The following is a 22229-nucleotide window of genomic DNA, read 5'->3' on the forward strand; positions in this document are numbered from 1 at the left end:
GCTGGAACGAAGTTTCGCCGCACAACCCACGCCACTGGCGACGGCTCGCGGCACAAAAGACGGGGAAGTGTAACGGAACCGTGAATGAGCCGACAATCCGCTTCACGTTGCACGACTCGTCCGCTCGACGGGCGCGCACGCGGCCCACGCCCGACCGGGCGCGGGACGGGAAAAAACGTCAGCGCATCACGGCCATGGCGCCCCGGTAGCGGTCCGCCAGCACGCCCACCCGCTGGACGTATCGCTGGGTCTCGCTGTAGGGCGGCACGCCGTTGTACTTGTCCACCGCGCCCTCGCCCGCGTTGTAGCCTGCGGCGGCGAGGGTCAGGTTGTTGTTGAAACGCTTGAGCAGCCACGCCAGGTACTGCACGCCGCCCTGGATGTTCTGCTTCGCGTCGAACGCGTTGCTCACGCCGAAGCGCCGCGCCGTACCCGGCATCAACTGCATCAGGCCCTGCGCGCCCGCACGCGAGAGCGCGTTGGGGTTGTAGGCCGATTCGGCGTGGATGATCGCGCGCACGATCGCCTCGTCCACGCCGTGCTGGCGCGCGGCGGCGGCGATCTCGTCGCGGTAGGCGTCGGTGTTGAGGCGGACCGTGCCGAAGTTCACGCCCGGGCGGGCCGAACACGCATAGCAGGTCTGGATGTAGCTGTAGCGGATGGTGCGCACCGCCGAGGCGTTCGCCACGCCGTGCGGCTTGCGGCTGGTGTAGTGGCGCACGCCGTCCTTGATGTACGAGTACACCTGCCCGCGCACCACGCGCGGCGCGTTGTAGGAAGTCGTGGGCGTCGGGGCGATCGGCGCCGACGTGGCGACGGTCGCGACGGCCGGTACGGAGGCCACGGCGGGCGCCGAAGCCGCCACCGTGACGGACGAGGCCGAGGTCATGCCGCCGACCGCTGCGGCCGGCTTCGGGGATTCGGACGTGCGCGCGGGGCGGTCGGCCGAGTGGCTGATGACGGTGCACCGGGCGCCGGCCACGCGCTTGCTCACGTAGCTGCGCGCGCCGTCGGCGCCTTCGCAACGGTAGAGCGTGCCGGCCACGGACGGCGCCGCGGCCAACAGGCAGACGATCCCCAGCAGCAGCGAGCCCCCCCTCATGGCGGCGAGTGTGTCCTGTCTCCCGCCCCTTCACAAGTCCTTGATTGCGCAGGGAGCGGGAAACGTGACCACGCCCGCATCCGCATCTGCGACCCGTCCGCGGAACGCGAACCGGCCACCTCGCTCAGCGCCGCATCGCGCTCGCCGTGCGGTAGCGCTCGGCCAGCAGGGCGACGCGCTGCACGTAGCGCTGGGTCTCGTCGAACGGGGGAACGCCGCGATAGCGGTCGACCGCACCCTCGCCCGCGTTGTAGCCGGCCGCGGCCAGGACCAGGTTCCCGTCGAACCGCCGCAGCAGCCACGCCAGGTACTGCACGCCGCCGCGGATGTTCTGGCGGATGTCGAACACGTTGACCACACCGAAGCGCCGCGCCGTCGCCGGCATCAGCTGCATCAGGCCCTGCGCGCCGACGCGCGAGATCGCGTTGGGGTTGTAGGCCGATTCGGCGTGGATGATCGCCCGCACCACCGCCTCGTCGACGCCGAAGTCGCGCGAGGCCGCGGCGATTTCCGCGCTGAAGGTCTGGGTGTCGAGCCGGATCGTCGCGAAGTCCACGCCCGGCTGCAGCGCGCAGGCGTAGCAGGTTTCCATGTAGGTATAGGTGAGCCGGCTGATCTGGCCGAGCCCGGCGCGCGGGCTGGGCCGCTGGCTGGCGTAGTGGACCACGCCGCCCTCGACGAACCGGTAGACCTGGCCCTGGGCGACGCGCATCGGCGGCGTCGCCGCGGCGGAGCCCGGCGCTTGGCCGGTCGCGGGCGCATCCGCATGGACCGCCGCCCCGCCCGCGAACCCGAGCGTCCGCCCCGGCGCGGTCGGCCGGCTCGGCTGCCCGAGCTGGGCCGGAGCGGATTGCGCCCACGCGGAGGTCGCCGCCACCAGCAGCCCGGCGAACCCCAGCGATGCAAGGCGAGCCTTCAGCGATTCCACGAACGTACGGGCCTGCCGGCGCGGCCCGCGCGCCCTCCTCCTGCCCTCGGACCAGCAAACGCGATTCCCGGGCCGGCGCGGCCTGCGGTCGCCCGGGCCTGTAGAATGGCGCTCCCTCCGGCGCGGAATAACCGCCGCCCTTCCCGGATCGAGCCAGATGAGCCAGACCCAGACCCCGGCCGCCACGCGCGGCACCGACGCTTCCCCCGCGCCCGCGACGAAGAAGCTCTACATCCAGACCCACGGTTGCCAGATGAACGAGTACGACTCGGCCAAGATGGCCGACGTGCTCGCCGCCAGCGACGGTCTGGTGCTGACCGACAACGCCGAAGAGGCCGACGTCATCCTGATCAACACCTGCTCGATCCGCGAGAAGGCGCAGGAGAAGGTCTTCAGCCAGCTCGGCCGCTGGAAGTCGCTCAAGCAGGGTGACAAGCCGGTGGTGATCGGCGTCGGCGGCTGCGTGGCGTCGCAGGAAGGCGAGGCGATCGTGAAGCGCGCGCCGTTCGTGGACCTGGTCTTCGGCCCGCAGACGCTGCACCGCCTGCCCGAACTCATCCAGGCCCGCCGCGACACCGGCCTGCCGCAGGTCGACATCTCCTTCCCGGAGATCGAGAAGTTCGACCGCCTGCCCGAGCCGCGCGCCGAAGGACCGTCGGCGTTCGTGTCGATCATGGAAGGCTGCAGCAAGTACTGCTCGTTCTGCGTGGTGCCCTACACGCGCGGCGAGGAAATCAGCCGCCCGTTCGAGGACGTGCTGGTGGAAGTGGCCGACCTCGCCGCGCAGGGCGTGCGCGAGATCAATCTGCTCGGGCAGAACGTCAACGCGTATCGCGGACCGTTCGGCGATGGCGAAGTCGCCGACCTCGGCCTGCTGATCCGCGCCATCGCCGAGATCGAAGGCATCGGCCGCATCCGCTTCACCACCTCGCATCCGCTGGAGTTCTCCGACTCGCTGGTCGAGGCGTATCGCGACGTGCCCAAGCTCGCCAACTACCTGCATCTTCCGGTGCAGGCCGGCAGCGACCGCATCCTGGCGGCGATGAAGCGCGGTTACACGGCGCTGGAATTCAAGCAGAAGATCCGCAAGCTGCGTGCGGTGCGTCCGGACATCTCGATCAGCTCGGATTTCATCGTCGGCTTCCCCGGCGAGACCGACGCGGATTTCGAGAAGACCATGAAGCTGATCGAGGACGTCGGCTTCGACCAGTCGTTCTCGTTCATTTACTCGCGTCGCCCCGGCACGCCGGCGGCCGACCTGGAAGACAGCGTTTCCAGCGAGGAGAAGCACGCGCGCCTGTCGCGCCTGCAGGCGCACATCAACGCGCATGCGCGCACGATCTCCGAGGCGATGGTCGGAAGCGTGCAGAGCGTGCTGGTCGAAGGCCCGTCGAAGAAGAATCCGAACGAACTCACCGGCAAGACCGAGAACATGCGCTCGGTGAACTTCCCGGGCCATCCGCGCCTGATCGGCCAGTTCGTCGACGTGGTGATCACCGAGGCGATGAGCAATTCGCTGCGCGGACGCGTGGCGATGGCGGACGCGGACGTGGCCTGACGGCCACGTCGCGCCTTCATCCGTTGCGGTTCAAGCCCGATGCCGGATGACAGCCGCGCATCCGGCGCGCCGACTCACTTCGCGCGATACACCGCCTTCCCGTCCACGTACGTCGCCTGCACCGTGAGGTTGCGCAGGCCGTTCGGCGCGATCGCCAGCGGGTCTTCGCTCAGCACCACGAAATCCGCGCGCTTGCCGACGGCGAGGCTGCCCACCTGCGTTTCGGCGAAGCCTGCGTAGGCGGCGTCGAGGGTGAAGCCGCGCAGCGCCTCGAACGCCGTGAGCTTCTCCTGCGGGAACCAGCCGCCAGCGGGCAGGCCCTGCGCGTCGGCGCGCGTTGCGGCGGCGTAGAGGCCGAAGCGCGGATCGACCGATTCCACCGGGAAATCCGAGCCCAGCGCGAGTCGCGCGCCGCTGTCGCGCAACTGCCGCCACGCGTACGCACCGATGATGCGCTGCGGTCCGACGCGGTCCTCCGCCCAGGGCATGTCGCTGGTCGCGTGCGTGGGTTGCATCGACGCGATGACGTGCATCCGCGCCAGGCGCGGCAGGTCCGCCGGCGACAGCACCTGCGCATGTTCGATGCGCCAGCGGTGATCGGTCGTCGCCGCGTTCTGGCCGAGCGCCTTCGCGTAGGTTTCGAGCACGACGTGGTTGCCGCGATCGCCGATGGCGTGCGTGGCGACCTGCACGCCGCAACGTTTCGCCTTGTCCACGGCGACGGCGATCTGTTCGGGCGAGGTCACCATGATGCCGAGGTTGCCGTGATCGTCGCTGTATTCCTTCAGCATCGCCGCGCCGCGACTGCCCAGCGCGCCGTCGGCGTAGAGCTTCAGCGTGCGCATCTGCAGGCGGCCCGACGGATGGGTGTACAGCCCGTGCTGGCACAGCGATTCCAGCGCTTCGCTATTGCCGTCGGCCATCGCGGTGATGCGCAGCGGCATCGCACCGCGATCGGCGAGGCGCTGGTAGCGCTTCAGTTCGGCCAGGCTCACGCCCGCATCGTGCACGCCGGTGAGGCCGTGTTCGACCGCCGACTGCATGCCCAGCGTCAGTGCGCGCTCGGCGGTCGCTTCGTCGAGCGGCGGGCGGGCTTCGTCGACCAGCGCGGTGGCGGCGTCGATGAAAATGCCGGTCGGCTGCCCGCGCGCATCGCGTTCGATGCGACCGCCGTCGGGCTGCCAGTCGCCGGAGAGACCGCGCTTCACCGCGCGCATCGCGGCGCTGTTGGCCCATCCGGCGTGGCCGTCGATGCGCTCCAGCCAGACCGGGCGATCGGGGAAGGCGGCATCCAGGTCGGCGGCGCTCGGGAATGCCTTCTCCGGCCAGTCGTTCTGGTCCCAGCCGCGGCCGATCAGCCACGCGCCGGCGGGCAACTGCTTCTCGAACGTCTTGAGGCGTTGCAGCACTTCCTGCTTGCTCGCCGCATCGACGAGGTCCGCGCTGAGCATCGTCATGCCCAGGCCCGACACGTGCGCGTGCGCGTCGATCAGGCCCGGAATCACCGTCGCCTGGCCCGCGTCGATGCGGTCCGCCTTCGGATAGCGCTTCATCAGGTCTGCGGTCGCGCCCAGCGCGAGGATGCGGCCGGTGTCGTCGAACGCCAGCGCCTGCACCTTCGGTTGCGCGGTTTCCATGGTGTGGATGCGCGCCGCGCTGAGCACCGTGACCTGCGCGGCGATCGCGTGACCGGACATCGCCACCAGCACCGCCGAAACCGCTGACACCAGCTTGCGCATCCCGTTCCCCTCATGTCCGAAAGTGTCCGGACTGTGCGCAATCGCGTGCGTCGTGGCAAGTCCCGGCCGCGGTGCGGCGACTCAATCCAGCCGCTTGCGGAACCGCGATATCGCCAGCGTCATCATCACCACGATGAAGGCGATCAGCGCCAGCACGTCCGGCCACAGTTCCATCAGGCCCGCGCCGCGCAGCATGATGCCGCGGATCAGCCGCAGGAAATGCGTGAGCGGCAGCAGTTCGGCCAGCCACTGCACCACCTTCGGCATGCCCGCGAACGGGAACATGAACCCCGACAGCAGGATCGACGGCAGGAACACGAAGAAGGTCATCTGCATCGCCTGGAACTGCGACTGCGCCTTGGTCGATATCAGCAGGCCCAGCGTCAGGTTGGCGAGGATCAGCAGCACGCCGGCGAGGTACACGTCGAGCAGGCTGCCACGCACCGGCACGTCGAACAGCCACGTGCCCAGCACCAGGATCACCGTCGTCTGGATCAGGCCGATCGCCGCGTACGGCAGCACCTTGCCGATCATCAGTTCCGAACTCGACAGCGGCGTGGCGATCAGCAGCTCCATGTTGCCGCGCTCGCGTTCGCGCACGATCGCGACGCCGGTGAACAGCACCATCGTCATCGTCAGGATCACCCCGATCAGGCCCGGCACGATGTTGATGGCCGAACGTCGCTGCGGGTTGTAGAAGCTCACCACGCTCACCTGCCCCGGCCCGACCTGCCCCACGCTGCCGACGACGCGGTTGTCGGCGGGTCGCGTGTCGAGCGGCAACTGCGCCAGTTGCACCGCCGCGCTCTGCACCACCGTGTCGCTGCCGTCGACCAGCACCTGCACGGCTTCGCGGCCTTCGAAGCGGCGGCGTTCGAAGTCCGGCGGAATCACCACCCCGATGCTGATTTCCCCGCGCCGCAGGCTCTCCATCAGTTGCTGCGGCGAGGTCGCGCTCACGGTCGGATCGATCACGCCGGTGGCGACCATGTCCATCACCAGCGCGCGCGAGGCGGCGGTGTTGGATTGATCCGCGATGCCGGTGTCCAGGCCGCGCAGGTTGAGGTTGATCGCGTAACCGAACAGCACCAGCTGCATCACCGGAATCCCGACGATCATCGCCAGCGTGATGCGGTCGCGGCGCATCTGCCGCAGTTCCTTCATCACGATCGCGAACAGCCGGCGCAGGTTCATGCGGCCTTCTCCGGCGCCTCGTGGTCGCGTCCGCGCGTGGAGGAGACGAACACGTCCTCCAGGTTCGGATGCGAAGCGGCGACTTCGGCGTCGAGCCCCGCGTCGGCGAGCGCTTTCCTCACGCGATCGGCGGCATCGCCGTTGGCGTCATTGAGCACGCGCAGCGCGTTGCCGATCTGCGCCACGCTGAGCACGCCCGGCACGCCCATCAGCACCTGCTGCGCGCGACGCGGCTGCTTCGCCATCACTTCCAGCGTGCGCCCGGCGAGCGCGTGGGTGAGTTCGTCGGGCGTGCCGTCGGCGACGAGCGCGCCACGGTCGAGGATTGCGATGCGATGGCAGCGCTCGGCTTCGTCCATGTAATGCGTGGACACGAGGATCGTCGTGCCGGCGTCGGCCAGATCGAACAGTTTTTCCCAGAAATCGCGGCGCGATTCGGGATCCACCGCGCTCGTCGGTTCGTCCAGGAACAGCAGTTCCGGCTTCTGGATCACCGCACCGGCGAGCGCGAGGCGCTGCTTCTGGCCGCCGCTCATGGTGCCGGCGAGCTGTTTCTGGCGATCGGCGAAGTGGTACTGCTCGACGAGCTCATCGATGCGCTTGCCCGCCGCCGCGCGCGGGATGTCCTGCACGGCGGCGAGGAATTCCAGGTTCTCGCGCACGGTCAGGTCCTCGAACAGCGAGAACTTCTGGGTCATGTAGCCGATGCGGCGACGCAACTCCTCGGCCTGTTCCGGAACGCGCAGGCCGAGCACTTCCACATCGCCGTCGCTCGGCGTGAGCAGGCCGCACAGCATGCGGATCGTCGTGGTCTTGCCCGATCCGTTCGGGCCGAGGAAGCCGTACACGTTCGCGCGCGGCACGCTCAGATCGACGTGGTCCACCGCGACGAGCTGGCCGAAGCGCTTGGTCAGGCCACGCGCGCGGATGGCGAGCTCGTCGGGCGCGCCGTTCATCGCGCGAATTCCACGCGCACCGGCACGCCGGCCGGCAGCTCGCCGGGCGCGCCGGTGATCTCCACTTCGGCGAGATAGCTCAGTCGCGCGGCGTCCTCGCCGATCAATGCGTAGTACGGGGTGAAGCTGGGTTCGCTGCGGATCATGCGCACGCGGCCCTGCAGGGCGGCGTCGCGTCCACTGAGGAATACGTTTGCGGTGTCGCCTACCTTGACGTTCGCGCGGATCGGCTCGGGCACGTAGATCCGCGCGTACGGGCGATCGCCGACCAGCATCACCGCCAGCGGCGCGCCGATGGGCGCTTCGTCGCCGAGACGGTACGGGAGGCTGTCGACCACGCCCGCGCGCGGTGCGGTGAGGTCGAGCCGACGCAGCGTCGCCGCCTGCGTGGCGGCCTGCGCCTGCGCCGACGCGACCGCCGAGCGGCCCTGCGCGATCTGTTCGCTGCGCGTGCCGCGTTCGAGTTCGAGCAGCACGGCCTGTGCGGCGCGCACCTGGCCGTCGGCGTTGCCGGCGGCGGCGCGGGCGCGATCGACTTCGGACGCGGCGACAAGCTGCTGACGCCCCAGCGGCTGAAGTCGTGCGTAGTACGCGCGCGCGTCGACCGCCTGCGCCTGCGCGGCGGCGAGGTTCGCGCGCGCCTGCGCGATCTGTTCGCTGCGAGGGCCATGTTCGAGCTCCTCCAGCGCCTGGCCCGCCTGCTGCGCCTGCGCCTGCAAGGCCTGCAACTGCGCCTGCGTGCGCGTGACCTCCAATTGCAGCAGGCGCGTGCCGGCCTTCACCCGTTGTCCTTCGCGCACGTCGATGCGGACGATCTTCTCCGCCGCGGGCGCGGGCAGCGCGATGCGGTCCCATTCCAGCGTGCCGAGCGCCTGCGGCGTGTCGTCGCGGCAGGCCGCGAGCGTCGTGGCGAGGACGATGACGAGAGAAACGAAGAACGCGCGAGACGCCCTCCTCCCGTTTCCCGTTCCTTTCCACTGGTGCTTCCGGATCTTCATGGCGTCACTCCAATCCCGGTCTCATGCGAGGAACGAGAGATGAGGAACGAGAAACGAAGGTGCACCACCTTCGCCTGGTTTCTCGTTCCTCTCCGCTCGTTCCTCGTTTCCTTCCGTCCTCATGCCAGCCCCAGCCCGCGATCCAGCAGCGCCAGCGTGTGCCGGCGCAGCGCTTCGAAATCGAGGTCGTCCGCCTGCAGCAGGCGGCGCCAGATCGGCGCGCCCGCGGCGGGAAACAGCGTCAGGCCGACCAGCGACACCATCAGCAGGCGGGGATCGAGATCTTCGTTGATCTCGCCGCGTGCCTGCGCCTGGGCGAAGCGCGTGGTCATCATCTGCGGCAGTTGCGGACCGATGCGTTCGAACAGCACGTCGCGCAGGGCGCCGCCCTCGCACAGCACCTCCCGCACCCAGAGCGGCGGCAGCCAGGGATGCGCGGCGACCACACGCCCCACACCCTGCACGAAGGCGGCGATCAGCGCGGCCACGTCGTCGCCGGCGGCCATGATCGGCTCGCGCAGTTGCCCGAATGCCGGCAGCACGCGCTCGCCGATCACCGCTTCCTGCAACTGCGCCTTGTCGCCGAAGTAGTAGTGCAGCAGCGCCGGCGTCACACCGGCCTCGGCCGCGATGGTGCGCAGCGACGTGCCGGCGATGCCCTCGCGGACGAAGCAGGCGATGGCGGCGTCGAGCAGGCGTTCGCGCAGGTCCGGGCCGTCGGCGCCGGGGCGTCCGGGCGATCGCTGGCCGGCGGGACGGCCCGCGCCGGAGCGTCGGCTGGACGTCGTGGCTGGGGTCTTTTCCGCCTTCCTGCGCGGCGTCTTCGGGTGCTCGGCGTTCATGGCGCTTATTTAATTGTTCGATTAATTAGAATTCAAGCCCGAGCCGACGAACGGTCGAGCCGGCCCGCAACGGCAACCCCATCGACGCCGCGGAGGTCCATGATGCGAATGGTCCAGTCCGGTTCCCCGCCATGAACCCAATGCCCACCCTGTTCCAGCGCTGCGCCCTCGGTCTGTGGTTCCTCGGGCTCGGCCTGCTCGGATTGCTGCGCTGGTGGATGCGCTACGCACGCGACGCGCAGGTCTTCCACGATGCGGTGATGCATGCGTGGCTATGGGGTTCGCTGGCACTTGCGGCATTCGGTTCGATCGCGATCCTGCGGGCGTTCGCAGCGCACCGGCGCGATCGGACGTCCACGCAAAGCCGATAGACGCCTGCGCGACCCGAGCGACGCACGCGGACTTGGCAAGTCCGCGACGCGCGGCGATCCTCGCGTGTCCCCAGCGCATGAAGGCACCACCCTGTCCGCCCTGACGATCGCGCAATCCCGCCTGCCCGCGTCCAGCCGCATGCTGCTCGCCAGCGCCGTCATCGGCATGGTGACGCTGGTGTACCTGGTGACGGTGCACCTGCCACTGCGCGTTCCGCGGCCGATGACCCCGACGGCCGTCGATCGGGTGATCGGCTGGCATGCGTGGGCGATCTGGCCCTATTGGCTGCTGCTGGTGATCGCGCCGGCTTTCATCCTGGCGATCAGCGACCGCCGCATCTTCCTGGCGACGCTGCGTGCATACGCGTGGTCGATGGCGGCCAACGCCGCGATCTGGGTGCTGTGGCCGACCTCGCTCGCGCGGCGCGAGGTTCCGATCGACCTGCACGGTGCGACCGCCGCGGCATGGCGCCTGCTGCACTTCCTCGACGGCAGCGGCAACTGCTTTCCCTCCGCACACATCACCGCACCGGTCGTCGCCGTCGCCGGCTACTGCGCGCAGCATCCGCGCGCGCGCGCGTGGGCGTGGCCGTTGGCGATCTCGTTGTTCCCCAGTGTCGTCGCGACGGGCCAGCACTACGCGTGGGATATCGTCGGCGGCGCGGGTACGGCTGCGATGGGATTGTGGATCGCACGCCGCGACCTGTTCCGGTAACCGACGCCGACACGGTTCCTTTGCGAAATCGGCAGCGCAGGCGCAAGCTTCATTCCTGCGTCGCTTCCCCCGATCCTCACGATGGCTTCACGAACCACGTCCGAATTCGTCCTCGAGCCGGCCGAAACCGAGCGCCTGGCCAACCTCAGCGGCCCCTTCGACGGCCATCTGCGCATGATCGAACTGCGCCTGGGCGTGGAGATCGCGAATCGCGGCAACATCTTCCGCATCGTCGGCCCGCAGGACGCGGTCGGCAAGGCCGAACGGCTGCTGCGCGATCTGTGGCGCGACGCGGCGGAGGAAACGCTCACCGAGCCGGCGATCCACCTGCGCCTGACCGAGATCGATGCCGACGGCGTCGCCAACGACGACGTCGAACCGCAGGAAGTCGCCATCCGCGTCAAGCGCGGCACCATCCGCGGGCGCGGCATCAACCAGGCGAAATACCTGCACGCCATCGCCACGCACGACATCAACTTCGGCATCGGCCCCGCCGGCACCGGCAAGACCTTCCTCGCCGTCGCCAGCGCGGTGGAGGCGCTGAACGAAGCGCGCGTGCAGCGGCTGATCCTGGTGCGCCCGGCGGTGGAAGCCGGCGAGAAGCTCGGCTTCCTGCCCGGCGATCTCACCCAGAAGGTCGATCCCTACCTGCGTCCGCTCTACGACGCGCTGTACGAAATGCTAGGCGTCGAGAAGGTGGTGAAGCTGCTGGAGAAGAACGTCATCGAGATCGCGCCGCTGGCCTACATGCGCGGACGCACGCTTAACGACGCGTATGTGATCCTCGACGAGGCGCAGAACACCACGATCGAGCAGATGAAGATGTTCCTGACCCGCATCGGCTACGGCAGTACCGCCGTCGTCACGGGGGACCTGACGCAGATCGACCTTCCGCGAAACCAGAAGTCCGGCCTGAAGGACGCGCTGGACGTGCTGCGCAACGTCAACGGCATCAGCTTCACCTTCTTCGAATCGCGCGACGTGGTGCGCCATCCGCTGGTGGCGCGCATCGTCAACGCCTACGACGCCCGCGACGCGAAGGACGCGTCGACCGGCCCCTCCGCCTGAGCGTCCACGCCATGACCCAGGGCCCGGTCCGCCTCGACGTCAGCATCAACTATGCGGTGCCGCGCACCGGCGTTCCCTCGGCGGTGAGCTTCCGCAAGTGGGTCGCCGCCGCGCTGCACAGCCGCATCCGCGAGGCCGACCTCGCCATCCGCATCGTCGGCACCAAGGAAGGCCGCGCGCTCAACCACCACTATCGCGGCAAGGACTACGCGACCAACGTGCTGAGTTTTCCCGCCGAGCTGCCCGAAGGGCTGCCCAAGGGCGTGAAGATGCCGCTGCTGGGCGACCTGGTCATCTGCGCGCCGGTCGTGGCGCGCGAGGCCAGGGAACAGAAAAAGCCGCTGGCCGCCCACTACGCGCACCTGACCGTGCACGGCGTGCTGCACCTGCTGGGCTGGGACCACGAGGACGAGAAGGAAGCCGTCTGCATGGAGCAGCTGGAACGCGAGATCCTCGCCACGCTGGGCATCGAGGACCCCTACGGCGACTGAGCCCGGTCCTGGCGCCCGGCCCGACGGGCCTCGCCAAGCGCCTGTCGCGCATCCGCGCTAGACTCCTCCGGACGTCCCCCTTCCCCCCGGGGCGCCTGACTATCGCAATGTCCGAGGACGACAGTAGTAGCTTCCACTCGCCCGAGCTCCAGGAAAAGCGCGCCGAACGGCGCGGGCACGAAAGGCCGCGGTCCTGGCTCGAACGCATCAGCTCGGCGCTTTCCGGCGAACCGACCACACGCGAGGACCTGGTCGAACTGCTGCGCGACGCGCAGGCCGACGGGCTGATCGCCGCCGACACGCTGCGCATGATGGAAGGCGCCATCGCGGTGTCCGACCTCACCGTGGGCGACGTGATGATCCCGCGCTCGCAGATGGTCTCGCTGCCGGCGGACGCCCGCTTCCTGGACCTGATGAAGCAGGTGGTCGAATCCGGCCATTCGCGTTTCCCGGTGCACGGCGAGGACAAGGACGAGATCCTCGGTGTGCTGCTCGCCAAGGACCTGCTGCGCGGCGTGGTCGCCGACAACGGTCCGGGCAGCGTCCACGAGCTGCTGCGCCCGGCGGTGCTGATCCCCGAATCCAAGCGCCTGAACGTGCTGCTGCGCGAGTTCCGCCAGTCGCGCAACCACATGGCGATCGTGATCGACGAGCACGGCGGCGTCGCCGGCCTGGTCACCATCGAGGACGTGCTGGAGCAGATCGTCGGCGAGATCGACGACGAACACGACGACGCCGAGGATCCGAGCGCACTCATCGCCGCGCAGGCGGACGGCCAGTTCGTGGTCGATGCGCTGACGCCGATCTCCGATTTCAACGAGCGCTTCGGTGCCGACTTCGATGACGACGAATACGACACCATCGGCGGCCTCGTCACGGCCGCGATCGGCCACCTGCCCGAAGCCGGCGAGGAACTCACGCTGGGACGCTTCGTGTTCCGCGTCTCCGGTGCCGACGCGCGCCGCGTGCACGCCTTCCACGTCGGGGTGCTGGGTGACGCGTAAGCCGGGCGCGATGCGCCGCGCGTTCGCGCTGATCGCGTTGTTGCTCGCATTCGTCGCCCTGCCCGCCTTCGCCGCGCCGCGCATCGGCGTGGCGACGATGCAGCCGGGCGAGATTTTCTTCGAGCGCTTCGGCCACAACGCGATCGTGGTGGTCGATCCGGAGACGAACGAGGCGATCTCGTACAACTTCGGTTTCTTCGATCCGACCGAGAAGGATTTCGTCAGCCGCTTCGTCAAGGGCGACATGCGCTATCGCCTGGCGGCGCTGCCGTTCGAACAGGACCTGATGCAGTACCGCGAGGAAGGCCGCGGCGTGAGCATCCAGTGGCTGGACCTGGACGAAGCGCAGGCGGTCGAGCTCGCCGCCGCGCTGGCCGAGAACGCCAGGCCCGAGAACGCGTTCTACAAGTACGAATACTTCGACGACAACTGCTCCACGCGCGTGCGCGACGCGCTCGACCGCGTGCTCGACGGCGGCCTGCGTCGGCAGATCGAAGGGCGTTCGCACGGCTCCACCGCGCGCAGCGAAGCCGTGCGACTCGCGTCGCCTGCGTGGTGGATGTGGCTGGGTTTCGACGTCGGCCTGGGCCCGTCGGCCGACCAGCCGATGCCGGTGTGGCGCGAAGCCTACGTGCCGATGCGCCTCGCCGCCGCGCTGCGCGAGGTGAAGAACACCGACGGCCGCCCGCTCGTGCTGGAAGAACAGCAGATCCTGCCGCATCGCCTGCCGCCGGAACCGCAGGACGGCCCGGTGCGCTGGTGGCCGTGGGCGCTGGCCGGCATCGCCATCGGCATCGCCGCGGCGATGCTGGGACGCACGCGTCCGCGTCTGGTCGCGGCGATCGCATTGCCGTTCTGGATCCTCGCCGGCCTGCTCGGCGCGCTGATGCTGTTCCTGTGGTTCGGCACGCAGCACACCTACGCATGGGCGAACGCGAACCTGCTGTTGCTCAGCCCGTTGTGCTGGCTGCTGGTTCCGGGCGGCGCGCGTGCGTTGCGCGGGCGCGATCCGGGGCGCTTCTTCCGCGGCGTGCTGGCGGCGATCGCGCTGGGCGCTGTGGCCTCGCTGTTCGTGTACTGGCTGCCGGTGAACCCGCAACGCAACGTGCACTGGATCGCGCTGCTGCTGCCGATCCACCTGGGCCTGCTGCAGGGCTTCGGCGCGCGTCGCTGAAGCCCGCCCACGGCTTGCCGCGCGCGCGGCGCGGGCGCACGATTCGCGGATGAGCACGCCCGTCCCGACGTCCGCCGACACCCATCGTCCCGACCTGCCGCAATGCGTGGTCAACTGCGCCGCGTACGAACCCGGCGGCAAGCGGCGCGAGATCGGCCTGGACGAGATCAGCGAGGTCCTGGCGAAGGACGACGACACCTTCGTCTGGGTCGGCGTGTACGAGCCGGAGGACGCCATCCTCGACAAGCTGCAGGAGGAATTCTGCCTGCACGACCTCGCCATCGAGGACGCGCGCAACGCGCACCAGCGCCCGAAGATCGAGACGTACGGCAACTCGCTCTTCATCGTCGTGCACACCGCGCAGAGCGTGGACAGCCACATCCGTTTCGGCGAGACCCACATCTTCGTCGGCCCGCGCTACCTGGTCACGGTGCGCCACGGCGCGTCCACCAGCTACGCGCCGGCGCGCGCACGCTACGAGCGCGACGCGGACGATCTCGCGCACGGTCCCGGCGCCGCGCTGTACACGGTGCTCGACCTCATCGTCGACAACTTCCAGCCGATCGTGCAGGAGTTCAGCCAGGACCTGAACGAGCTGGAGCAGGACATCTTCGCCGAGGAATTCCGCAGCGACACGGTCAAGCACCTGTACGACCTCAAGCGCGAACTCACCCGGCTGCGCATGGCGGTCGCGCCGCTGCAGGACATCCTCGGCCAGCTCACGCGCGGGCGAAGCAGCCTCATCGACGAGGAAAGCCGGCTGTATTTCCGCGACGTGCACGACCACGCGGTACGGCTCAACGAAACCACCGACACCCTGCGCGAAATGCTCACCGCCGCGATGAGCGTGAACCTGTCGCTGGTGACGATCCATCAGGGCGAGGTGGTGAAGCGGCTGGCGGGCTGGGCCGCCCTGCTCGCCGCGCCGACCCTGATCACCAGCTGGTACGGCATGAACTTCGCGCACATGCCCGAACTGGAAGGCCGCTGGAGCTACCCGGCCCTGATCGCCCTGGTCGGCGTGGTCTGCGTGGTGCTCTACGGTCTGCTGCGACGGGCCAAGTGGCTGTAAAGGTTCGGATTTCTCTTATTGTTTAGACCAAAGTCGCAGGCGAGTTGACGCATTGCGCATTGACCCGGTGCCCGCGCCGGCGCGACCCTTCGGTGATCCTTCCGGAGGGGTGTCATGAAATCTCTGTCCTGGCTCGGCTGGGCCGTCGTGGCGGTACTGGCGGCGTTCTGCATCGGCACGATCGCGCTGCATCGCGGCGAAACCATCAACGCGATCTGGCTCGTCGTCGCGGCGGTGACGACGTTCACCATCGCCTTCCGCTTCTACGGCCTGTACATCGCGCGCAACGCGCTGATGATCGACGGCTCGCGCGCGACGCCCGCGTGGCGACGCAACGACGGCCTGGATTACGTCCCCACCGCCAAGAGCATCGTCTTCGGACACCACTTCGCCGCGATCGCCGGCGCCGGCCCGCTGGTCGGCCCCGTGCTCGCCGCGCAGATGGGCTACCTGCCCGGCACGTTGTGGATCCTGTTCGGCGTGGTCCTCGCCGGCGCGGTGCAGGACATGCTGGTGCTGTTCTTCTCCACGCGCCGCGACGGCCGCTCGCTCGGCGAGATGATCCGCGCCGAGATGGGCCCCGCGGCGGGCGTGATCTCGATGGTCGGCATCCTCATGATCATGGTGATCCTGCTGGCGGTGCTCGCGCTGGTGGTGGTGAAGGCGCTCGCGGAAAGCCCGTGGGGCACGTTCACCGTCGCGATGACCATTCCGATCGCGATCCTGATGGGCCTGTACCTGCGCTACTTCCGCCCGGGCCGGATCCTGGAGGTCTCCGTCATCGGCTTCGTGCTGCTGCTGCTGGCGATCTGGGGCGGCGGCGTGGTCGCGGCGCATCCGACCTGGGGCCCGGCGTTCCATCTGGAAGGCACGACGCTGGCCTGGCTGATGATCGGCTACGGCTTCGTGGCCTCGGTGCTGCCGGTGTGGTTCCTGCTGGCGCCGCGCGATTACCTTTCCACCTTCCTCAAGATCGGCACCGTGCTGATCCTCGCGCTGGCGATCGTGGTCGCGATGCCGGACCTGCAGATGCCTGCGATGACCAAGTTCGTCGACGGCACCGGCCCGGTGTTCTCGGGCAAGCTGTTCCCGTTCCTGTTCATCACCATCGCGTGCGGTGCGGTGTCGGGCTTCCACGCGCTGATCAGCTCGGGCACCACGCCGAAGATGATCTCCAACGAACGCGACATCCCGATGGTCGGCTACGGCGGCATGCTGATGGAGGCGTTCGTCGCGATCATGGCGCTGATCGCCGCCTGCGTGCTGCAGCCGGGCGTGTACTTCGCGATGAACGCCCCCGGCGCGCTGATCGGCACCACCGCCGAATCCGCCGCCGCGGCGATCTCCAGTTGGGGCTTCGTGCTCACGCCCGACGTGCTGACCGCCACGGCGAAGGAGATCGGCGAGAACACCATCCTCTCGCGCACCGGCGGCGCGCCGACGCTCGCGGTGGGCATGGCGCAGATCCTGCACGGCCTGCTGCCGGGCGAAGGCATGATGGCCTTCTGGTACCACTACGCGATCCTGTTCGAAGCGCTGTTCATCCTGACCACGGTCGACGCCGGCACGCGCGTGGCGCGCTTCATGATCCAGGAACTCGCGGGCTTGGCGTATCCGCCGTTCCAGCGCACCGAAAGCTGGGCCGCGAACGTCGCCTGCACCTTGATCGCCGTCGCGCTGTGGGGCTACTTCCTCTACCAGGGCGTGGTCGATCCGCTGGGCGGCATCAACACGCTGTGGCCGCTGTTCGGCATCGCCAACCAGATGCTCGCGGGCATCGCGCTGGTGTTCTGCAGCGTGGTGATGGTGAAGATGAAGCGCGAGAAGTTCCTGTGGATCCCGCTGATCCCGACCGCGTGGCTGCTGATCTGCACGCTCACCGCGGGCTGGCAGAAGTTGTTCCACCCGGACCCGAAGATCGGCTTCATCGCCAACGCCCGCAAGTTCGCCGACGCCGCCGCGCGTGGCGAGGTGCTCGCGCCGGCGAAGTCGATGGACGACATGTCGCGGGTGATCTTCAACAACTACCTCGACGCCGCGCTGTGCGGGTTGTTCGTCGCGGTCGTGGTGGCGACGGTGCTGTTCGGCATCCGCGCCGCGCTCGCCGCACGACGCAGCAACGCACCGACGGCGAAGGAGTCGGACTATGTCGCGCTCGATGCCGTCGCCCGCTGATCGCGTCGTCCGCGTGGCGCTGGAGCTGCTCGCACGCTGGTGGCGTGCGAGCTGCCAGACCGCGCGGCTGGCCATCGGCATTCCCGACTACGACGTGTACGTCGCGCACGTGCGGCGCACGCATCCGGATCGCGAACCGATGACACGGGACGAGTTCTTCCGCGAGCGGATGGAAGCGCGTTACGGGAAAGGACGAAGCCGCTGTTGTTGAGCGGTCTCACGGAAAAGGCGCCTTGAAGGCGCCTTTTTCTTTTGTAGCCCGGGTAAGCGAGCGCGCCCGGGATCACGCGCGCAAACCCCGGCTGCGGCCCGCGGCCTTACCCGGGATACAAGGCGCTACTCGACCGCTTCGGTTCCGGGCCAACGCAACGTGCGCAGCACGGCCTGCGAGGAATGCGCCGGGAACGTGATCCGCAGCGCGCGCGAGGACAGCACGCCGCGCAGTTCGATGGCGAACAGGCACACGCGCCGCTTCCGTCCGAACGCGCGCGAGTAGTGCACGCCTGCGACGCCGCCGAGCGGATGGCAGCGTTCGATCAACCGCCCCCGCCGCGTGCGGCGGACCACCAGCACGCCTTTCCACAGTCGCACGTCCGGCGGCGTGCGCCAGCTGCGCAGCACGACGAAGGCGATCGTCCCCAGCGCAAGGCCGGCACCGCAGACGAGCGGCGCGAGCCACCACGACGGCGCATCGAACGACCCCGGCCACAGCATCGCCGGCACGTGGCACGACACGGCCACCACGAGCCCGGACGCCGTCGACAACGGCATCGCGACCAGTTCGGGGCAGCGCGCCCACCAGGGCATCGCGGCGATGTCGCCGCCCAGGCGCGGCGCGCACTCGCGCATCGACGGATCGGGCAAGCGCCGCAGCAGCTCGGCCAGCATCGGCGAGCGCACCCGCGTCAGCGCGTTGCGATGCGCGAAGGCGAAGCCGAGCCGCGCGTCGTCGGCAAGACGCAGCGTGACGACTTCCAGCGGGAACACGTCGCGCACCTCAACGTCGCGGACCTGCGCGAGTGCGACGTGGCGCTCGCCGTGTCCGTGTTCGACGTGCAGCGCGTCGCCATCGAGCCGCACGCGCGAGAGCCGTTCGCCGATGCGGTTCCGGCAGGCGCTCATCAGGCCTGCCGCGAGCACGGCCGCCGCGACCGCGCCGAAGCCCGCGACCATCGGGCGCGATTCCGCGCACCGCCATGCCAGCCATGCGAGGGCGACGCCGGGCACACCCGCGCAGTACAACGGAACCGCGGCCACCCGCTAGCGGGCCGCGGCGTTGGAGACGGACAGGGAAGAACGCATCGGCGCCGCACCCGTATCGGGGAATCGGCCTCGCATTCTCGGCATGCGGACGCGCGGTTCGAATCAGACGCTTCCGAGTCTTGGCGGCGATTTCGTGCGACGCATGGCGCGATCGTGCGCCATCGCAACTTCAGTCGACCCGGAACGTCGCCGTACGGAGCTGCGACAGAGGCGCTGCACTCACGCCGCCAGCGACCGCAGGATCAACCCCAACGCATACGCCAGCCCCGTGCCGGTCGCATACCCCAGCGTGCCGAGCAGCGCGCCCACCGGCGCCAATGCAGGATGAAACGCCGATGCGACCACCGGCGCCGACGCCGGACCGCCGATGTTGCTCTGCGAACCGATCGCGAAATAGAAGAACGGCACCTTCAGCAGGCGCCCGACCAGCCACAGCAGCAGGACGTGGATCGCCAGCCACACCAGGCCCAGCAGGTACAGCCACGGGCGGTCGAACAGCGCCAGGATGTCCATCTGCATGCCGATGGCGGCGATCAGGAAATACAGCAGCAGCGTGCCGATGTTCGACGCCCCGGCGCCTTCCAGGGTGCGCGCGCGGGTGAAACTCAGGCCCAGGCCGACGAAGGTGGAGATGAGCACCACCCACACGAACGGCTCGTGCAGGCTCACCGAGCGCGCCCACGACACGTTCGCGCCGAACCACGCCGACAGCGGCGACGCCAGCCAGTGCGCCAGCCCAACGGTACCGAACGCGATGCCGACGATCACCATCAGGTCGGTCAGCGACGGCACGCGGCTGTGCTGCGCCTTGAAGGCGGCGAGCTTGTCCTTCAGTTCGTCGATCGCGCGCGTGTCGGCGCCGCTGCGCGCGTCGATCGCCGCGGAGCGGCCGGCGAGGAAGATCAGCACCGCCATCCACACGTAACCCACGCCGACGTCGACGACCGCGAACTGCCCGAACGTGGTCGCGTCGACCTGGAAGATTTCCTTCATCGCGAGCATGTTCGCGCCGCCGCCGGTCCAGCTGCCGGCCAGCGCCGTCATGCCGGCCCACGTATCGCCCGCGACGGTTTCCGGATGCACGGCCTGGAACAGCAGGAACGCGAGGATGCCGCCGGCGACGACGCTGAGCGACGCGGTGACGTACATCGCCACCAGTTTCGGCCCGAGGCGCAGCACGGCCTTCAGATCGATGGAGAGCGTCAGCAGCACCAGCGCCGCGGGCAGCAGCACGCGGCTGGCGACCGGGTTGTAGAGCTTGCTGTGTTCGCCGTCGATGATCCCGAAGGTGTTGAACAGCCCCGGGATCAGGTAGCACAGCAGCAGTGCGGGAACGACCGAATAGAACTTGCGGAACGACGCGAGCGACGACGTCCAGAACACCGCGCCGAGCGTGGCGGCGATCAGCCCCAATATCACGATGTCGTTGGTGATCAGCGCGGTACCGGGGGTGTCGTTGGGCATCGTGTCGTTCCGTTTCGTTGCGTCGGAGGGCGGCGGCTTACTTGAGGTCCTGGCCGATGTACCGCTTCAGCCACGCATTGACCGTGTCGTGCCACTGCACCGAGTTGGCCGGCTTGAGCACCCAGTGGTTCTCATCCGGGAAGTACAGGAACTGCGACGGGATGCCTTTACGCTGCAGCGCGGTGAACACGCCGATGCCCTGCTCCACCGGGATGCGGAAGTCCTGCTGCCCGTGCACGACGAGCATCGGCACGCGCCATTCCTTGACGTGGTTGACCGGGTTGAACTTCTCGTAGTTCGCCGGCTTGTCGATGGCGCTGCCGCCCTGCTCCCAGTCGGTGAACCACTGCTCTTCCGTCGCGAAGCCCATCATGCGCTGGTCGAACACGCCGTCGTGCGAGACCAGGCACTTCCACGGCTGGTTCCAGTTGCCGGCGATCCAGTTGACCATGAAACCGCCGTAGCTCGCGCCCAGCGCGCAGGCCTTGTCGCCGTCGAGGAAACCGTACTGCTTCTGCGCCGCGGCCCAACCCTTCTGCAGGTCTTCCAGCGGGCGGTCGCCCCAGTGCTGGCTGATCGCATCGGTGAACGCCTGGCCGTAGCCGGTCGAACCATGGAAGTCGATCATCACCACCGCGTAGCCTTGGCCCGCGTAGGTCTGCGGGTTCCAGCGGTAGCTCCAGCCGTTGCCGAAGCTGCCCTGCGGACCGCCGTGGATCAGGAACGCGACCGGATACTTCCGGCCTTCCTGGTAGTTCCACGGCTTGACGATGTAGCCGTGCACCGTGTCGCCGTTCCAGCCCTTGAAGTCGAACTGTTCGAAATCGCCGAACGCGACGTCGGGCAGGCGCTCGCCCGCGGTCGGCGTGATCGCGCGCAGCGGCGCGGACGCATCGGCGCTGGTGGTGTAGAGCACATCGCCGGTCTTGAGCGTGTTGCGCGTCAGCGCGAGCGTCGGGCCGGCCAGGTCAATGGCCGAAATGCTGCCGTCGCCGACGAGCTTCTTCGCCTCGCCGCTGGCGACATCGACGGCGAACAGCGGGTGCTCGCCCAGGTCGGTGGCGGTGGTGTAGATCGTCTTGCCGTCGTTCGCCAACGTGATGCCGTCGGCGGAGCGGTCCCACTTCGGTGCGATCTCGCGCGCGCTGCCGGTCGCGAGGTCCATCGCCATCAGGCCGAAGCGGTCGGCCTCGAAGCCCGGGCGCTTCATCGCGCGATAGAACAGCGTCTTGCCGTCGCTGCTGAAGGTCGCGCCCGTGTCCCACGCCGGGTTCGACGCGGTGAGGTTCTTCGCCGCGCCGGTGCCGTCCGCGTTCACCTGGTACAGGTCGAAGTTGGTCGACATCGGTTCCTTCGCATCGGCGATGCGCGCGCTGAACACCAGCGACTTGCCATCGGGCGACCAGGTGTATTCGCTGCTGTCACCGAACGGACGCGACGGCACGTCGCCGTTGACGTCGCCGCTGACGAGCGTCGCCGTGGTCGCGGCCTTGTCGCCGAGCGTCGCCACGAACAGGCGGTTGAGGCGACCCTCGTTCCACGCATCCCAGTGGCGGATGAACATGCGGTCGAACACCACGCCGGTGTTCTTCTGCGCGCCGCGCTCGTCGAGCTTCTTCTTCGAACAGGCCAGGTCGCCCTTGCAGTCGGGGAACGCTTCGAGATTGATCGCCACGCGCTTGCCGTCGGGCGAGAGCTTGTAGCCGCCGACGTCGGTGTCCAGCGCGGTCACCTGCTTCGGGGTGCCGCCGGCGGCGGGGATCGAATACAGCTGCATCGAGCCGCCCTTCGCGCTGAGGAAATAGACGATCTTGCCGTCCGGCGAGAAGGCCGGCGAATTGACGTTCCAGCCTTCCGGCGTGAGGCGCTTGGGCGGCGCGGCATCGCGCGCCATCAGGTCTTCGATGTAGAGCGCGGTCGAGGACTTGTTCGCCGCCATGTCGACCACGCGCTTGGCGAACACCACGCGGCGGCCGTCGGGCGACAGCGTCGGCGAGGACACGCGTTCGAGCGAGGCAAGGTCGCGCACGTCGAAGCCGCGGGCGGCCAGTGCGTTGGTGGAACCGCAGGCGAGCAGCAGGGCGAGCGGAAGGATGGCGTGGCGTGGCGTCATGG

General features: G+C 68.8%; 19 protein-coding genes and 1 pseudogene. 10 read left to right on the plus strand and 10 right to left on the minus strand.

What is annotated here, in order from left to right:
- Positions 1 to 178: 178 nt before the first annotated feature.
- Together AC3ANK_RS14005 and AC3ANK_RS14010 are read right to left on the minus strand one after the other, a co-directional pair.
- Positions 179 to 1102, minus strand: a complete 924-nt coding sequence (locus tag AC3ANK_RS14005) for a lytic transglycosylase domain-containing protein (RefSeq protein ID WP_206861341.1) — start codon at positions 1100 to 1102, stop codon at positions 179 to 181.
- Between the two features lie 124 nt (positions 1103 to 1226).
- Positions 1227 to 1841: pseudogene (locus AC3ANK_RS14010) on the minus strand (lytic transglycosylase domain-containing protein); the annotation flags it as partial.
- 346 nt (positions 1842 to 2187) lie between these two features.
- Here AC3ANK_RS14010 and miaB point away from each other — a divergent pair.
- Positions 2188 to 3588, plus strand: coding sequence for a tRNA (N6-isopentenyl adenosine(37)-C2)-methylthiotransferase MiaB (miaB, locus tag AC3ANK_RS14015; protein WP_484171467.1), 1401 nt, complete (start codon positions 2188 to 2190; stop codon positions 3586 to 3588).
- Positions 3589 to 3662: 74 nt separating this feature from the next.
- On the opposite strand, the gene AC3ANK_RS14020 is transcribed toward miaB, so the two are convergent.
- The 5 genes from AC3ANK_RS14020 to AC3ANK_RS14040 form a co-directional block, all read right to left on the minus strand.
- On the minus strand, positions 3663 to 5327 hold the full coding sequence (locus AC3ANK_RS14020) for an amidohydrolase (protein ID WP_484171468.1): 1665 nt from the start codon (positions 5325 to 5327) through the stop codon (positions 3663 to 3665).
- Between the two features lie 81 nt (positions 5328 to 5408).
- The gene (locus AC3ANK_RS14025; RefSeq protein ID WP_484171469.1) at positions 5409 to 6521 is read right to left on the minus strand and encodes an ABC transporter permease; all 1113 of its coding nucleotides are present in this window, start codon (positions 6519 to 6521) and stop codon (positions 5409 to 5411) included.
- Complete coding sequence (locus AC3ANK_RS14030) at positions 6518 to 7450, minus strand: ATP-binding cassette domain-containing protein (protein WP_206861651.1); 933 nt, start codon at positions 7448 to 7450, stop codon at positions 6518 to 6520. Before AC3ANK_RS14030 ends, AC3ANK_RS14025 begins: the two co-directional genes overlap by 4 nt.
- A 23-nt stretch (positions 7451 to 7473) precedes the next feature.
- The gene (locus tag AC3ANK_RS14035; protein WP_206861345.1) at positions 7474 to 8475 is read right to left on the minus strand and encodes an HlyD family secretion protein; all 1002 of its coding nucleotides are present in this window, start codon (positions 8473 to 8475) and stop codon (positions 7474 to 7476) included.
- A 119-nt stretch (positions 8476 to 8594) separates the two neighbouring features.
- Positions 8595 to 9317 (minus strand): TetR/AcrR family transcriptional regulator, encoded by a 723-nt coding sequence (locus AC3ANK_RS14040; protein WP_206861346.1) that lies wholly within the window; start codon positions 9315 to 9317, stop codon positions 8595 to 8597.
- Positions 9318 to 9448: 131 nt separating this feature from the next.
- Here AC3ANK_RS14040 and AC3ANK_RS14045 point away from each other — a divergent pair, with 131 nt between their 5' ends.
- The 9 genes from AC3ANK_RS14045 (at position 9449) to AC3ANK_RS14085 (ending at position 17598) form a co-directional block, all read left to right on the plus strand.
- Positions 9449 to 9688 carry a hypothetical protein gene (locus tag AC3ANK_RS14045; protein WP_206861347.1) on the plus strand — a complete coding sequence of 80 codons (240 nt, stop codon included), beginning with the start codon at positions 9449 to 9451 and terminating at the stop codon, positions 9686 to 9688.
- Between the two features lie 64 nt (positions 9689 to 9752).
- On the plus strand, positions 9753 to 10403 hold the full coding sequence (locus AC3ANK_RS14050) for a phosphatase PAP2 family protein (protein WP_206861348.1): 651 nt from the start codon (positions 9753 to 9755) through the stop codon (positions 10401 to 10403).
- A gap of 81 nt (positions 10404 to 10484) precedes the next feature.
- Complete coding sequence (locus tag AC3ANK_RS14055) at positions 10485 to 11471, plus strand: PhoH family protein (protein WP_206861349.1); 987 nt, start codon at positions 10485 to 10487, stop codon at positions 11469 to 11471.
- A gap of 11 nt (positions 11472 to 11482) precedes the next feature.
- Complete coding sequence (gene ybeY, locus AC3ANK_RS14060) at positions 11483 to 11962, plus strand: rRNA maturation RNase YbeY (protein ID WP_206861350.1); 480 nt, start codon at positions 11483 to 11485, stop codon at positions 11960 to 11962.
- Positions 11963 to 12069: 107 nt separating this feature from the next.
- Positions 12070 to 12966, plus strand: coding sequence for a CorC family transporter (locus tag AC3ANK_RS14065; protein ID WP_206861351.1), 897 nt, complete (start codon positions 12070 to 12072; stop codon positions 12964 to 12966).
- A gap of 10 nt (positions 12967 to 12976) precedes the next feature.
- The gene (locus tag AC3ANK_RS14070; protein ID WP_484172886.1) at positions 12977 to 14140 is read left to right on the plus strand and encodes a lipoprotein N-acyltransferase Lnb domain-containing protein; all 1164 of its coding nucleotides are present in this window, start codon (positions 12977 to 12979) and stop codon (positions 14138 to 14140) included.
- Between the two features lie 49 nt (positions 14141 to 14189).
- Positions 14190 to 15212, plus strand: a complete 1023-nt coding sequence (gene corA / locus AC3ANK_RS14075) for a magnesium/cobalt transporter CorA (protein ID WP_206861352.1) — start codon at positions 14190 to 14192, stop codon at positions 15210 to 15212.
- 114 nt (positions 15213 to 15326) lie between these two features.
- A complete protein-coding gene (locus AC3ANK_RS14080; RefSeq protein ID WP_206861353.1) occupies positions 15327 to 17387 on the plus strand; it encodes a carbon starvation CstA family protein in 2061 nt (686 codons plus the stop codon).
- On the plus strand, positions 17371 to 17598 hold the full coding sequence (locus tag AC3ANK_RS14085; protein WP_206861653.1) for a YbdD/YjiX family protein: 228 nt from the start codon (positions 17371 to 17373) through the stop codon (positions 17596 to 17598). Before AC3ANK_RS14080 ends, AC3ANK_RS14085 begins: the two co-directional genes overlap by 17 nt.
- A gap of 125 nt (positions 17599 to 17723) precedes the next feature.
- On the opposite strand, the gene AC3ANK_RS14090 is transcribed toward AC3ANK_RS14085, so the two are convergent.
- From AC3ANK_RS14090 to AC3ANK_RS14100, 3 genes are all read right to left on the minus strand, one after another.
- Positions 17724 to 18560: a hypothetical protein gene (locus tag AC3ANK_RS14090; protein WP_484171470.1), complete on the minus strand. Its 837-nt coding sequence runs from the start codon at positions 18558 to 18560 to the stop codon at positions 17724 to 17726.
- 309 nt (positions 18561 to 18869) lie between these two features.
- Entirely contained in the window at positions 18870 to 20114 is a 1245-nt protein-coding gene (locus tag AC3ANK_RS14095) for a DUF819 family protein (protein WP_206861355.1), read from the minus strand.
- A 37-nt stretch (positions 20115 to 20151) separates the two neighbouring features.
- Positions 20152 to 22227, minus strand: a complete 2076-nt coding sequence (locus AC3ANK_RS14100) for a S9 family peptidase (protein ID WP_206861356.1) — start codon at positions 22225 to 22227, stop codon at positions 20152 to 20154.
- Positions 22228 to 22229 lie beyond the last annotated feature (2 nt).

Source organism: Lysobacter sp. SCRH-1R, assembly GCF_057747855.1.

What these genes read in the sequence shown, in the direction of transcription:
- AC3ANK_RS14045 (WP_206861347.1), top strand. Translation starts at nt 9,449, where the DNA reads ATGAACCCAATGCCCACCCTGTTCCAGCGCTGCGCCCTCGGTCTGTGG.
- AC3ANK_RS14085 (WP_206861653.1), top strand. Translation starts at nt 17,371, where the DNA reads ATGCCGTCGCCCGCTGATCGCGTCGTCCGCGTGGCGCTGGAGCTGCTC.
- AC3ANK_RS14040 (WP_206861346.1), bottom strand. Translation starts at nt 9,317, where the DNA reads ATGAACGCCGAGCACCCGAAGACGCCGCGCAGGAAGGCGGAAAAGACC.
- AC3ANK_RS14055 (WP_206861349.1), top strand. Translation starts at nt 10,485, where the DNA reads ATGGCTTCACGAACCACGTCCGAATTCGTCCTCGAGCCGGCCGAAACC.
- AC3ANK_RS14020 (WP_484171468.1), bottom strand. Translation starts at nt 5,327, where the DNA reads ATGCGCAAGCTGGTGTCAGCGGTTTCGGCGGTGCTGGTGGCGATGTCC.
- AC3ANK_RS14090 (WP_484171470.1), bottom strand. Translation starts at nt 18,560, where the DNA reads ATGGTCGCGGGCTTCGGCGCGGTCGCGGCGGCCGTGCTCGCGGCAGGC.
- AC3ANK_RS14080 (WP_206861353.1), top strand. Translation starts at nt 15,327, where the DNA reads ATGAAATCTCTGTCCTGGCTCGGCTGGGCCGTCGTGGCGGTACTGGCG.
- AC3ANK_RS14065 (WP_206861351.1), top strand. Translation starts at nt 12,070, where the DNA reads ATGTCCGAGGACGACAGTAGTAGCTTCCACTCGCCCGAGCTCCAGGAA.
- AC3ANK_RS14005 (WP_206861341.1), bottom strand. Translation starts at nt 1,102, where the DNA reads ATGAGGGGGGGCTCGCTGCTGCTGGGGATCGTCTGCCTGTTGGCCGCG.
- miaB (WP_484171467.1), top strand. Translation starts at nt 2,188, where the DNA reads ATGAGCCAGACCCAGACCCCGGCCGCCACGCGCGGCACCGACGCTTCC.
- AC3ANK_RS14035 (WP_206861345.1), bottom strand. Translation starts at nt 8,475, where the DNA reads ATGAAGATCCGGAAGCACCAGTGGAAAGGAACGGGAAACGGGAGGAGG.
- ybeY (WP_206861350.1), top strand. Translation starts at nt 11,483, where the DNA reads ATGACCCAGGGCCCGGTCCGCCTCGACGTCAGCATCAACTATGCGGTG.
- AC3ANK_RS14070 (WP_484172886.1), top strand. Translation starts at nt 12,977, where the DNA reads ATGCGCCGCGCGTTCGCGCTGATCGCGTTGTTGCTCGCATTCGTCGCC.
- AC3ANK_RS14095 (WP_206861355.1), bottom strand. Translation starts at nt 20,114, where the DNA reads ATGCCCAACGACACCCCCGGTACCGCGCTGATCACCAACGACATCGTG.
- AC3ANK_RS14100 (WP_206861356.1), bottom strand. Translation starts at nt 22,227, where the DNA reads ATGACGCCACGCCACGCCATCCTTCCGCTCGCCCTGCTGCTCGCCTGC.
- AC3ANK_RS14025 (WP_484171469.1), bottom strand. Translation starts at nt 6,521, where the DNA reads ATGAACCTGCGCCGGCTGTTCGCGATCGTGATGAAGGAACTGCGGCAG.
- corA (WP_206861352.1), top strand. Translation starts at nt 14,190, where the DNA reads ATGAGCACGCCCGTCCCGACGTCCGCCGACACCCATCGTCCCGACCTG.